The organism is Devosia sp. 919 (genome assembly GCF_013185965.1).
Classification (GTDB): domain Bacteria; phylum Pseudomonadota; class Alphaproteobacteria; order Rhizobiales; family Devosiaceae; genus Devosia.
Window position 1 is genome coordinate 2971384 of the sequence record NZ_JABAOL010000001.1, and the last position, 12667, is coordinate 2984050.

At 64.0% G+C, this 12667-nt stretch carries 13 protein-coding genes; 5 read left to right on the forward strand and 8 right to left on the reverse strand.

The window, feature by feature from the left end:
* Positions 1 to 9 precede the first annotated feature (9 nt).
* From HRQ64_RS14475 to HRQ64_RS14485, 3 genes are all read right to left on the reverse strand, one after another.
* Positions 10 to 1197, reverse strand: coding sequence for a CCA tRNA nucleotidyltransferase (locus tag HRQ64_RS14475; protein ID WP_172123836.1), 1188 nt, complete (start codon positions 1195 to 1197; stop codon positions 10 to 12).
* Positions 1194 to 1814, reverse strand: coding sequence for a CoA pyrophosphatase (locus tag HRQ64_RS14480; protein ID WP_172123838.1), 621 nt, complete (start codon positions 1812 to 1814; stop codon positions 1194 to 1196). The genes HRQ64_RS14475 and HRQ64_RS14480 overlap by 4 nt, the downstream gene beginning before the upstream one ends.
* An 89-nt stretch (positions 1815 to 1903) precedes the next feature.
* Entirely contained in the window at positions 1904 to 2446 is a 543-nt protein-coding gene (locus HRQ64_RS14485; RefSeq protein WP_127753742.1) for an N-acetyltransferase, read from the reverse strand.
* A gap of 353 nt (positions 2447 to 2799) precedes the next feature.
* Here HRQ64_RS14485 and HRQ64_RS14490 point away from each other — a divergent pair, with 353 nt between their 5' ends.
* On the forward strand, positions 2800 to 3759 hold the full coding sequence (locus tag HRQ64_RS14490; RefSeq protein ID WP_172123840.1) for a glutathione S-transferase family protein: 960 nt from the start codon (positions 2800 to 2802) through the stop codon (positions 3757 to 3759).
* Positions 3760 to 3762: 3 nt separating this feature from the next.
* On the opposite strand, the gene HRQ64_RS14495 is transcribed toward HRQ64_RS14490, so the two are convergent.
* Entirely contained in the window at positions 3763 to 4239 is a 477-nt protein-coding gene (locus HRQ64_RS14495) for an NUDIX domain-containing protein (RefSeq protein WP_172123842.1), read from the reverse strand.
* A gap of 110 nt (positions 4240 to 4349) precedes the next feature.
* Between HRQ64_RS14495 and HRQ64_RS14500 the strand changes: the two genes are divergently transcribed.
* From HRQ64_RS14500 to murD, 3 genes are all read left to right on the forward strand, one after another.
* Positions 4350 to 5240 (forward strand): metallophosphoesterase, encoded by an 891-nt coding sequence (locus HRQ64_RS14500; protein ID WP_172123844.1) that lies wholly within the window; start codon positions 4350 to 4352, stop codon positions 5238 to 5240.
* Between the two features lie 80 nt (positions 5241 to 5320).
* The gene (locus HRQ64_RS14505; RefSeq protein WP_172123846.1) at positions 5321 to 6655 is read left to right on the forward strand and encodes an endonuclease domain-containing protein; all 1335 of its coding nucleotides are present in this window, start codon (positions 5321 to 5323) and stop codon (positions 6653 to 6655) included.
* The gene (murD, locus tag HRQ64_RS14510; protein ID WP_172123848.1) at positions 6645 to 7940 is read left to right on the forward strand and encodes a UDP-N-acetylmuramoyl-L-alanine--D-glutamate ligase; all 1296 of its coding nucleotides are present in this window, start codon (positions 6645 to 6647) and stop codon (positions 7938 to 7940) included. Before HRQ64_RS14505 ends, murD begins: the two co-directional genes overlap by 11 nt.
* A gap of 10 nt (positions 7941 to 7950) precedes the next feature.
* Here the strand turns inward: murD and HRQ64_RS14515 are convergent, their stop codons facing one another.
* From HRQ64_RS14515 to HRQ64_RS14530, 4 genes are all read right to left on the reverse strand, one after another.
* Positions 7951 to 8487, reverse strand: a complete 537-nt coding sequence (locus HRQ64_RS14515; protein WP_172123850.1) for an MgtC/SapB family protein — start codon at positions 8485 to 8487, stop codon at positions 7951 to 7953.
* A 43-nt stretch (positions 8488 to 8530) separates the two neighbouring features.
* Positions 8531 to 9583: an NAD(P)-dependent alcohol dehydrogenase gene (locus tag HRQ64_RS14520; RefSeq protein ID WP_172123852.1), complete on the reverse strand. Its 1053-nt coding sequence runs from the start codon at positions 9581 to 9583 to the stop codon at positions 8531 to 8533.
* 78 nt (positions 9584 to 9661) lie between these two features.
* Positions 9662 to 10660, reverse strand: a complete 999-nt coding sequence (locus HRQ64_RS14525) for a DNA topoisomerase IB (protein ID WP_172123854.1) — start codon at positions 10658 to 10660, stop codon at positions 9662 to 9664.
* Between the two features lie 7 nt (positions 10661 to 10667).
* Positions 10668 to 10826 (reverse strand): hypothetical protein, encoded by a 159-nt coding sequence (locus HRQ64_RS14530; protein WP_164854851.1) that lies wholly within the window; start codon positions 10824 to 10826, stop codon positions 10668 to 10670.
* Positions 10827 to 10955: 129 nt separating this feature from the next.
* Here HRQ64_RS14530 and ade point away from each other — a divergent pair, with 129 nt between their 5' ends.
* Entirely contained in the window at positions 10956 to 12665 is a 1710-nt protein-coding gene (gene ade / locus HRQ64_RS14535; RefSeq protein ID WP_172123856.1) for an adenine deaminase, read from the forward strand.
* The last annotated feature ends 2 nt before the right edge of the window (positions 12666 to 12667 follow it).

Consider the following 12667-nt stretch of genomic DNA (forward strand, 5'->3'; position numbering starts at 1 on the left):
CGGCTCCGCTCATACCTGGGCGGCTGCCAGCAGCGCCTGCCGGTCCAGCGCAAAATCGCTGGCCAGCCACAACGCTTCCAGTCGCCCCAGCTCCTGGCCCAATGCCGGGCCTGGCTTCATGCCCAGCTTAAGCAGATCGGCGCCACCAATGGGCAAGGGCGGCACGACGATTTCCCCGACCCGCCGCTGCATCTCGACGGTTGCTTCGGCACTCCAGCCACCCAATGCCGCCGCGACCAGCACCCCTTCCCCGCACCCTGCTCCAAAGCGATAAAGCGCTTCACTCAACTGGCGCTGCAACAACAGCCTTGCCGCCGCGAGCACCTCTACGGCTTCGCGGACGGTTTCATTGGCCAATCGCCAGCTGTGCTGCAGCTGTTCTGGATTGCTCTCTCCCAGCAGCAGCGCCAGCCGCCCGCTCACCGCCACCCCACCCAGTTCTTCATACCGCTCCAGCGCCGCCAGGCCTGGCACCTCAAGCTCGAGCAACCCGATACCGGCCATCACCCGCAAGGTCGCCGCGATCTGCGGCAAGGCCAGCATCCGCAGCATTTCCCCGCCCACCCGCTCGGCGGAAAGATGATCGAGCGCACCAACCGCCGCCGCACAGGCCGCCAGCGCTGCGGCATCTAGGCTCTGCCCGGCAAACCGCGCCGAAAAGCGGAAGAACCGATAAACCCGCAAACCGTCTTCGGCGATTCGTTGTGCCGGATCGCCAATGAACCGCACCCGGCCATTGAGCGCATCGTCCAATCCGCTCAGCGGGTCAAAAAGCGTCCCATCGGCAAAGGCATAGAGGGCATTGAGAGTGAAATCGCGCCGCGCCGCATCTTCCGCCCAGCCGGACCCAAACGCCACCACCGCATGCCGCCCATCGGTTTCCACATCCCGCCGCAGCGTGGTGACCTCGACCAGCGTTTCACCCAGCCGCAGCGTCACGGTACCGTGCTCAATTCCGGTCGGATAAGACGCAATCCCCGCCTCTTCCGCGCGCCGTACCACCTCGGCTGGCAACAACTCGGTTGCCATGTCGATATCAACGTCACTGCGTCCCAAAATGGTGTCGCGCACCACCCCACCCACTGCGCGGGTGCGCCCTCTCGCGCCATCCAGCGCCGCAAAGATTGCCTGGGTTTCGGCGCGCTGCCGCCATTCGGCATCGCGCAAGCGCTGCTGCGCTTCGGCTGCCTCCGTCATGGCCGTGCCCCCGTCACCAGGTCGCGAAACAGCCGCGTCAGATTGGCGGTGATGCCCCAGATTCGGTGGCCGTCATGGTCGATCTGCCAGGTGCGGTGCACTGTTCCGCCCCGCTCCACCTTGACCTCGCCATAGCTTTGCGGATCGAGCACACGGCTCAGCGGCACCTCGAAGACCGAATGCACTTCCCCGGGATTGGGCACAAAGGGGCCGCTCGGCTCCACTGCGGCGACCACCGGGGTAATGAGATAATTGGTGCCGGTGAAATAGGTCGGCATGAAGCCCAGCACCCGCGCATCGCTGCGCACCATGCCTACTTCCTCGAAGGCCTCGCGCAGCGCCGCTGCCGCCACATCGGCGTCTTGCGGGTCAACCTTGCCGCCGGGAAACGCCACCTGCCCCGAATGCGAGCGCAGGTCGGGCGAGCGCTCGGTATAAAGCACCGTGTGCCCTTCGGGCCGCCGGATCAGCCCGATCAACACCGCCGCCGGCACGGGCGGCCGATTGAACGGGCGCGCCGGCGACCAATCGGGCACCAGCAGGTGCCGCTCAGGCAATTCAGGAGGTTGCGCCAGCAGCCGTGCTGCCAGCGCATCAAGGTCTAGTTCTGCAATCAAGCGTCACCGGCGCGAACAATCATCGCCCCTATCTATGACACAGCGCCCGTCCCTGCACGCGCCTTCTGCAAGCCGGGTGCAGGCAGTACTCAGGCCCCGAAGGCGCCGATCACGCCGCTCAGCGACTTGGCCAGCGCCGGATCTTCGGCCAGCAGCAGCACGCGGTTGGGGTCGACCGGCCCGGGGAACTGGATGGCACCAGGCACGGTCGGGACCCACCCCAGCGGGCAATAATAATCCTGGTCACCCACCAGCAGCACGAATTTACCCTCGTTGCGGGCCAGGGCGCGCTTGCTGACCTCAAGCGCCAGCAGCTTGCCGGCGCCGCGCTTCCGGAAATTGGGGTGCGTTGCCAGCGGGCCCAGCAGATAGCCATTGCTGCCGCCCACGCTGATCGGGGTCATCCACACCGAACCGCATGGCACGCCATCCACTTCGGCAACAAGGCTCAGGCTCTTGTCGATCGGAAAACGCTCGCGGATGCGAAAGGCCGTCCGCGCAAACCGGCCCGGGCCAAAGGCAATGGCCTGCAGCTCATCGATGAAGGTGTCATCGGCAGGAGTTGCTGGGCGAACGGAAAGCACACCGGCATGAGGAGCAGCCGAAACGGCTGTGGACGCGGCAATGGTCATGGCAAAATCCAAAATGGAAGCAGCAGGCAGAAACCCGGCGCCACAAAAAGCGCGCCGCTCAAAAACCCTCTAGGGTCGTCGTGTTGCCAGCAAAACCTTTACCATCCTGGGCGCCTCCACGCCTGAAATCCGCATTAGCACCACCATGGCCCTGCGTAAACAAAAAGGTCGTACCGGGTGCCGGCAAAAACAAGAGCGAGCGGTCCGTGTTTCTTTTGCACAACGATTTGTTGCCGATTTGGCTGCTTATCCGGGCGGGCATTCTCCCCTATTTCCCCGTTCAATCCTGCAACAACCCGACGCTTGCGGGACTTTACCTCGCATGCGCAACAAACTCGTGAAAGAGCCTCATCATGGGACAGCTGATCGACGGAAAATGGTCCGACCAATGGTATGATACCAAGAAGACCGGCGGAAAGTTCGAGCGCTCCCAATCGGGCTTTCGCAACTGGATCACCGCCGATGGCAGCCCCGGCCTCTCTGGCGAAGGCGGCTTCAAGGCCGAAGCGGGCCGCTACCACCTCTATGTGTCCCTCGCCTGCCCCTGGGCACATCGCACCTTGATCTTCCGGCGCCTCAAGGAGCTCGATGACCTGATCTCGGTTTCGGTCGTTTCCCCCAAAATGCCCGATGAAACCGGCTGGACCTTCAAGACCGATGAAGGCTCCACTGGCGACGCCCTCTTTGGCAAGGACATGCTCTGGCAGGTCTATACCGAGGCCGACCCGCATTATACCGGCCGCGTCACCGTGCCGGTGCTCTGGGACAAGCAGCGCGGCACCATCGTGTCCAATGAAAGTGCCGAGATCATCCGCATGTTCAACTCGGCCTTCAACGAGCTGACCGGCAACACCGAGGACTTCTATCCCGCCGAGCTGCGCGAGCGCATCGATGAGCTCAACCCACGCATCTATGACGACATCAACAACGGGGTCTACAAGGCCGGCTTTGCCACGACCCAGGCCGCCTATGACGAAGCCGTGGTCAAGCTCTTTTCAGCCCTCGACTGGGTGGAGGACCTGCTCGGCCAGACCGCTTACCTCACCGGCGAGAACATCACCGAAGCCGATTGGCGTCTCTTTACCACGCTGGTGCGGTTCGACGCGGTATATGTCGGCCACTTCAAGTGCAACCGCCGCCGCATTGCCGATTATCCCAACCTCTCGCATTATCTCAAGGCGCTCTACGAGGTGCCCGGCGTCAAGGAAACGGTCGACCTCGACCATATTCGCACCCACTACTACTGGAGCCACGTCACCATTAATCCGACGCGGATCATTCCGATCGGCCCGGAACTGCCCTTTCTGAGCTAAGGCTCAGTAGCCCCAGGTCTCGCGGCGTGGCGCCCCGTCGAACACTTCGTCGACGCGCTGCGAGGTCGCGGGGGTAACCTTTTCGGGCAGTTGCGTGCGCTCAAACCAGCCCACCTCGGCGATCTCGTAGTTGGGCTTGAACTCGAACGCCTGCTCGAACTCGCGGCCGACGAAAAACGCCACATGGTCCCGGTTCGTGACCGGGCCCGTATTGTGGTAAAGCCCGAACAGCTCCAGGCGTCCCGTGCTGCGAAAGCCGGTTTCCTCGACCAGTTCGCGCTGGGCGGCCAGTTCGGCCGTTTCCCCTGGCTTCACCCCGCCGCCGGGAAACTGCCAGCCCGGCACATAAGTGTGCCGAATCAACAGCACCTTGTCGCCATCCACCAGCATCACGCGCGCGCCGATGGTCATGCGATGGGTCAGCCCCATGACGTTGAGGAATACCTTGGCCCGAATTTGCTGAAAGCGATTCATCTGCATGGCTTCACTCCGTTGGCTTAGGCGTAGCAGAGAGTGTTACCGACCACAAAATCGTGCCTTGAGTGAGTTCGTCATTTTCTTGCGGCAGTGCTTCTGGCATTACAGCGACAATGATCACCCTCGCCCACATTTCCGACATTCACCTGTCCCCCATGCCCCAGGTTGCCGTCCGCGACCTGGTCGGCAAACGGCTCACGGGCTATCTCAACTGGAAGCTGCGCCGCCATGGCGAGCTCAACAGCGGCACGCTGGCGAGCCTGGTTGCTCACCTGCAGAGCCAGAATGCCGATTTCACCGCCGTGACGGGCGACCTCACCAACCTGGCGCTGAAATCCGAAATCACCCGGGCTGGCGAATGGCTGCAAGCCTTGGGCAGCCCGGAAAAGATCTGTGTTTGCCCGGGCAATCACGACGCCTATGTTCCGGGCGCGCTGGAAGCGGCCGAGGACATCTGGGGCGACTACATGAAGGGCGAGACCGTCGACGACGCGATCTATCCCTTCGTGCGCCGCCAGGGTGAACTGGCCGTGGTCTCCTGCTCCAGCGCCGTGCCGACCCGCCCCTTCGTGGCTCTCGGCCGCTTCGACGAAAAGCAGGCCAGCCGCCTCGCGCGCATTCTCAAGGTTCTGGGCGAAGGCGGCTACTATCGCGCAGTCCTCATCCATCACCCGCCCTGCCAGGAACTGCAGCACCCCTCCTTCGGGCTCAAGGGGCATCGCCTCTTCCGTCAGGTCATCGCCGAATGCGGGGCCGAACTAATCCTGCATGGCCACACCCACCGCTCCTCGATCCACACCATTCCCGGTGTTGGCCGCGAAGTGCCGGTGGTTGGCGTTGCCGCTGCCAGCGCCGCTCAGGGCGGCACGCTCGACGATCCCGCGCGCTACAACCTCTTCCGCATCGAAAAGACCGGGGACACCTGGTCCTGCACCATGCGCGAATTCGGCTTCCAGCGTTTGGGCAACGACATCGTCATGCGCCTGCAGATGCGCCTCTACTAGGCGCCTCTCCCCCATCGCGCACAAATCAACTATATCAGGGCAAAGCCGGCCATGGGGCCGGCGCGGAGATGCGATAGGCAGTGCAGTCCCAGTTCCTTATCGAGCGGCCGATCTTTGATGCCGCCAATGCCACCGCCCGCTTCAGCTATGGGCTGGATGGCCGCCACTTCATCGAAGTGCTGGAATTCCCCGCCATCGCCGAGCCGGCGGCACTCACCTCGCCAGCCTTCCTCAAGCTGCTCGACCTGACCGCAATCGTCCTCGGCGTCAGCTACTTCAAGCTCAAGGCCCCGCTCGAAATCTGTGCGCCAAATATCGCGCTGACCCAGAGCGAAACCGCGTTCGTGCTCGACGTCTACGAGAACGGCTTGGGCGAGTTCTACGCGCGCAACAACCTGTCGCGCTTCGGCAAGCTCGTGGTCTCGACGCCCCATGATGTGACCACATCAGCCGACCGCAAGCTTGAACTACCCAACCGTGCCCTGCTGCCCATTGGCGGGGGGAAGGATTCGCTGGTCAGCGTTGAACTCCTGTCCGCCGCCGCCATCCCCTTCACCCCTTTTGCGGTCAATCCCAAGGGCCCGATCCTGACCTCGGTCGACAAGATCGGCGTGCCCCCGGTCTATGTTCGCCGCATCCTCGACAAGGAAATGATCCGGCTGGGCAAGGAGCCGGGCTTTTACAACGGCCACGTCCCCTCCACCGCCATCAATTCCATGATCGCCTCGCTCTGCGCGCTGCTCTTTGGCTTCAACCGCATCGTGCTGTCCAACGAGCGTTCCGCCAGCGAAGGCAATGTCGTGTTCGATGGCCGCGAGGCCAATCACCAATATTCCAAGTCGCTGGGCTTTGAGCGCACCATTGCCACCATCCTCGCCGAAGCCACCGGTGGCGCGCTCGAATACTTCTCGCTTCTGCGCCCCTATTCGGAAGCGCGCATCGCGGCGCTCTTTGCTCGCGAAACCCGCTATGACCGGGTCTTTTCCAGCTGCAACCAGAACTTCAAGCTGGCCGGTCATGATGGCCCGCTCTGGTGCGGCCACTGCCCCAAATGCCACTTCGTCTTCCTGATCTTCGCCCCAGTCATGGACAAGGCGCGGCTTCTCTCCATCTTTGGCCAGAACCTGCTCGACAATAGCGAGAACGAAGCCTCCTTCCGCGAACTGACCGGCCTTGCCGGCCAAAAACCCTGGGAATGCGTCGGCGAGATCCTTGAAGCTGCCGCCTGCCTATACGCTTTGGCCGAGCGCCCGGAATGGTCCGGCGACACGATCGTCGCGCGCCTCAAGCCCGATCTCGAAGCCCAGTATGGCGCTCCGGCCCTGGCTGCTGCCCTCGACGACCTGATGGCCGACAGTCCCGATCACCTGATCCCCGCCCCGGTTCTTGCCGCAGTGTCCCCCCATGCCGTTTGATGCTCCCGTGCTGCTCTACGGTGCTGGCCGCGAAGCGCTCTCCACCCGCGCCTTTCTCGCCGCCCGTCACCCCGACCTGCCCGTCTTCGTGACCACCGATAGCGGCACCGCCGATCTGCCCGGCACCACCTTTATTGCCCCGGCGGAACTGCCCGCCGCCTTTGCCGAAGGCCGCTTCGGCCTCATCGTCAAAAGCCCCGGCGTCTCGCTCTACAAGCCCGTCTTCGAGCTCGCCCGGCAAGCCGGCATCCCCGTCACTTCCAATCTCAATCTCTGGGCGCAGACCTACCGCACCGGCCGCCAGGTGATCGCCATCACCGGCACCAAGGGCAAGTCCACCACCGCCACCCTCACCCATCTGATGCTGACCCAATCAGGCGTCGATGCCGGCCTTGCCGGCAATGTCGGCCTCGCCCCGCTCGAAATCGCCGATCGCCACCAAACGGTGATCTTCGAGCTCTCGAGCTACCAGACCGCCGACATGGGTTTTGCGCCCGATATCGCCGCGCTCACCAATCTTTATCCCGAACATGTGGATTGGCACGGCTCGGTCGAGCGCTATTACGCCGACAAGCTCCATCTGCTCGCCCAGCCCGGTGACATCCGCATCGCTCTCGGCACGCCGGCGCAAACCAATCCCCGCGTCCTCGCCGCCTTGCGGGCCCCCGCCCAGCTACTGCCCGCTCTTGCTGCCGATTCTGTCGCCGCCATCACCGCCGCGGCCTGCACCTCCCGTCTCAAGGGCGCCCACAATCTCGATAACGCCAAGCTCGCCGCCCAGATCGCGCTGGCGGCAGGCGGCACTCTCGACGGTATCCTCGCCGGTATTGCCGCCTTCCAGCCCCTGCCCCATCGGCTCGAGGAACATCGCATCGGCGACCTCGTCTTTGTCGACGATTCCATCTCCACCACGCCCGAAGCCACCAAGGCGGCGCTCGCCGCCTATCGCGGGTACCGCATCGCCCTGATCGCGGGCGGCCATGAGCGCGAGCAGGACTACGGCGAACTCGCCGGCCTCCTCGCCGGCGCGGGGGTGACCACCCTCGCCTGCTTGCCCGTCACCGGCGCCCGCCTGGCCGACTCCACCCGCAGGGCCGCGCCCCAGATCACCGTGTTGACCCCACCCGATCTCGACAGCGCCATGCGCGCCCTCGTCGAACACCGGGCGCAGTTCGACGCCGTGCTCCTCTCGCCCGGCGCGCCGTCCTATAATCAGTTCAAGAATTTCGAGGAACGCGGCCGCCGCTTCATCGAGCTGGCGCAGGCGCTGTTCAGCCCGTCCTGATCCCCGGTAGCTAGCGCTCCAGATCTTGGCTTGCCTGCGCCGCCTCGCGTGGGTCCTTCACATGCCGAAGGACATTGTGCGACCAGGCGCGCAGCAGCGCCAGCACGATCACGGCGAGCACCGCAACGCCCACCGCCATCGGGTAATAACCCAGCGCGCAGGCGATGCCCACGGCACCGGCCAGCCACATGCCGGCCCCGGTGGTCAGCCCCTGCACGCTCCTCCCGCTGCGGAAAATGGCACCGGCCCCCAGGAACGCGATGCCGGCAGTTACCGCCTCGATGACACGGATGGGATCAGCCCGCGAGCCGTTGCCGCCTGCACCGCCGCCAACATCGATCGTGTGATAAATCTCGAAGGTCAGGATAGTGAACAGCGCCGCCGCCACGGCAACAAGAATATGGGTGCGCAGCCCCGCTTCGGCGGTGTTGACCTGCCGCTCAAAGCCGATCATCCCGCCCAGCACCGCGGCCATCAGCAGCCGGACCGCGATGATGTGGGTGGGCAGATAGGTGTGCACCCAGCCCCATTCATTGCCCACATCCATCGCCTGCTCCTTGTCGAAACAAGTCCGGCCGTCGGTGCTGCGATCAGGCGGTCTCCGCCACCCGGATCTGCAGCTTCACGTCGTCGGGCCGCGCTTCCACCGCCCGGTCGAACGCCTTGATCGAATCCTCGAAGGCAAACGTCTCCGAGATCAGGGGTTTGAGATCCACCCGCCCCGAAGCAAACAGCGCAATCGCCCGGTCATACTGGTGGGCATAGCGGAACACGTTTTCGATCCGCACTTCCTTGGTGGAAGCGGCTGCGATGTCCACCTTGACCGGCTCCACCGGCAAGCCCACAACGACGATCGTGCCCGCTGGCCGCGGCAAGTCCATGATGGTTTCCCACGCCTTGGGCGAGCCCGAGCATTCAAACACCACATCGGCGCCCCAGCCCTCGGTCAGACGCTTCACCTCTTCAACGAGGTTTTGTTCGCGGATATTGACCGGAATGACGCCCTGGTACTTGGCGGCGATATCGAGCTTGGGCTGCGCCAGATCGGCAACGATCACCCGCGCACAACCGCCAGCGAGGGCGGCAATTGCCACCATGGTCCCGATCGGACCAGCGCCCAGCACCACTGCGGTATCGCCAGGCTTGATCCCGGCCTTGGTGGCCGCCTGCATGCCCACGGCAAATGGCTCAACCATCGCGCCTTCGGCAAAGCTCACATTATCGGGCAGCTTGAAAGTATAATTGGCGGGATGCACGACTTCCGAAGTCAGCACCCCATGCACCGGCGGCGTCGCCCAAAAACTCACCGCGGGATCGACATTGTAGAGCCCCAGCCGTGACGCCCGCGAATTGGGATCGGGAATACCCGGCTCCATGCAGACCCGGTCGCCGACCTTGAGATGGGTGACGCCCTCGCCCACCTCGACGACGGTGCCCGCCGCCTCATGGCCCAGCACCATGGGATCGTTGACCACGAACGGCCCGATCTTGCCATGAGTGTAGTAATGTACGTCCGAGCCACACACGCCCACCGTGTGGATCGCGATCTTGACCATGCCCGGCCCGACCTCGAGTGGCAGGTCGATCTCGCGCAGCTTGAGCTCGTGTTGCCGCTCCAGCACCAGTGCCCGCACTTTTGTCATTGCTCTTCCCTATTCAAGACGCATGCTATCGTCTTGCCTAGCGCGTCCCTTATCCCGGTGCAATCGCGCAGCCTCTCATCAGCTGACGCTGGCCAGTACGGCCGCCAGCCGCTTTTCGCGCTGCAGCAATCCCGCGCGCCCCGGCCCCGCCGAGGACCACAGATCCTGCAGCTTGCCCTCGTCGAACAGCTTGAACAGGCACGGGGTGATGTAGGACTTGCGGCAGATCGCCGGCGTGTTCTTGAGCACTTCTGATACTTCGCGCGCCACCTGCGCCATCTGCCGTTTGCGCGCCGATGCCGATTTGCCCGCGTCGAGCTTGGCCAGCGATTCCGCCGCCAGCGAACTCGCCCGCAGCGTGCGGAAGTCCTTGGCGGAAATCTCGATCCCCGTGACCTCGCGCATATAGGCATTGAGTGCGCTGGTCTTGATCGGCTTGATCGCGCCCTCGGCATTGCGGAACACCAGCAGCCGCTTGCCCGGTATGGTCTTGATCCGCGCTATGGCCTGGGCCAGCCCGGCATCGGTAAAGCCATATTCGGCCCGCTTGCCGCCCTTGGCATCAAAGGCGATCACCACATCATCGCCCGACACCCGCACATCGCGCGAAAACAGCGTTCCCGCGCCGCGCGTGCCATTGGCTTCGAGATATTTTTCGCGCCCCACCCGCATGGCGGTGCGGTCGATCAATGCCACGCCGATGGCGAGCGCCAGCTCCCGGCCGCCGGCAGGCGCCAAGAGATCCTGCTGCACCTGCTTGCGCAGCCGCGGCAACACAGCGGTCATCAGCGACAACCGCTTGACCTTCTTACCCTCGCGCCGCAATTCCCAATCGGCATGGTAGACATATTGCTCGCGCCCGGCCTCATCCTTGCCCACCGCCTGGATATGCCCATTGGGCTTGGCCGAAACGCGCACATCCTTCCAGGCCGGGGGAATCCCCAACGCCTGCACGCGCGACTTGATAGCGGGATCCACAACAAGGGCCCCGGTGCTATCGAAATAGCAAAAGCCCTTGCCGCGACGCTGGCGGATAATGGTGAGATCGCTTCTGGCGACCTTAACGAGCCGAACCATGTTGGTGTCAGGTTGGGTTAGGCTGCGCTCCGGCAAAGACCATGTAGACGATGGCAAACAGCACGATCACGGCCACCAGCGACATGATCAGCACGCGCAAGTTCATCTTGCGGGGGCTGGCCTGCGTAGTTTCGGTCGTGTTCTTGTGCGGATCGTAGGTTTCCATAGAGCTCTCCCAGAGTGTGCATTGGAAACGTGTGCCATGCCGTCGCGGTTCCCCCTTGCAACCGCACGAGGGCTTGACCGCTGAGCCGCCCCGGCCGACCCTCACACCCAATTGCTTTCGGAAGGCCCCATGACCAGCTCGTCTCAACTCGCCCGCATGATCCTCGTTGGCCAGGGCAAGGCCCCTGCCGATCTGGTTATCAAAAATGTCCAGCTGCTCGATGTGATCACCGGCGCCGTCACGCCCACCGATATCGCCATCGTGGACGACCGGATCGTGGGCACGCTGGCCCAGTATGATGGACTGCAGACCATTGATGGCGCTGGCCGCTTTGCCGTGCCCGGCTTCATCGACACCCATCTGCACATCGAATCCTCGCTGGTCACCCCCTTCGAGTTCGACCGCTGCGTGCTGCCCCATGGCGTCACCACCGTCCTCTGTGATCCCCACGAGATCGCCAATGTCCTGGGCGCCGAGGGCATCCGCTATTTCCTCGATTGTGCCGAGCGCACGATCATGGACATCCGCGTCAACCTCTCCTCCTGCGTGCCCGCCACCGGCTTTGAAACCAATGGCGCTACGCTCGAGATCGAAGATCTCGCCCCCTTCCGCGACCACCCCAAAGTCGTGGGGCTCGCCGAAATGATGAACTTTCCGGGCGTGCTGGCCGGGGACCCTGGCCTGCTCGCCAAGCTCGCCGCCTTCCAGGGCGGCCATATCGATGGCCATGCGCCCTTGCTGCTGGGCATGGGGCTCAACGGCTATCTCGCCGCCGCCATCCGCACCGACCACGAAGCGACTTCCGCCGCCGAAGCGCGCGAAAAGCTCGCCAAGGGCATGGCCATCCTGATCCGCGAAGGCTCGGTGTCCAAGGACCTCGAAGCCCTAGCCGAAATCCTCGATGCCGACACTTCGAGTTTTGTTGCCCTCTGCACGGATGACCGCAACCCGCTCGATATCGCCGAGGAAGGCCATCTCGACAGCTCCATCCGCCGCCTCATCGCCCGCGGCTGCCCGCTCCATCACGTCTATCGCGCCGCCTCCCATTCGGCCGCCCGCATCTTCAACCTGCGCGATCGCGGCCTGCTCGCCTCGGGCTGGCGCGCCGATATCGCGCTCCTTGATAACCTCGAGGAGTGTCGCGTTTCCGATGTGATCGCCGGCGGCCGCCTGGTCACACCAGACCGCTTTGCCGGCAGCAGCGCCACCGATCCAGTGGGCCTCAACTCGGTCAAGCTCCAGCCGGTAACCCCCGCCACCTTCAACACCCCAGCCAATCCCGCGCGCAACCAGACGCCGGTGATCGGGGTCAAGCCGGGCCTCATCCTCACCTTCCGCGAAACCGCGACTCTCGCCTCCACCGACGAAGGGCTCCAGCCCGATCTCGCAGCCGATGTGATCAAGGTCGCCGTGGTCGAGCGCCATGGCCGCAACGGCAATATCGGCCGTGGCTTTGTGACCGGCTTCGGCCTCAAGCGCGGCGCCATCGCCTCTTCCGTCGGCCATGACAGCCACAACATCACCGTAGTCGGCACCAACAACGAAGACATGACGCTGGCCGTCAACCGCCTGATCGAGCTGCGCGGCGGCTTTGCCGTGGCCGATAACGGCGCGATCACCGCCGAACTGGCGCTGCCCATTGCCGGCCTCATGAGCCTTGAGCCCTTCGAAACCGTTGCGGCTACGCTCCATGAGCTGCGCGATGCGGCCCGCGCCATTGGCTGCGTCCTGCCCGAGCCGTTCCTGCAGGTCTCCTTCCTCGCCCTCCCCGTCATCCCCCATCTCAAGATGACCGACCGCGGCCTCTTTGACGTCGACGCCTTTGCTTTCGTGGACTGACA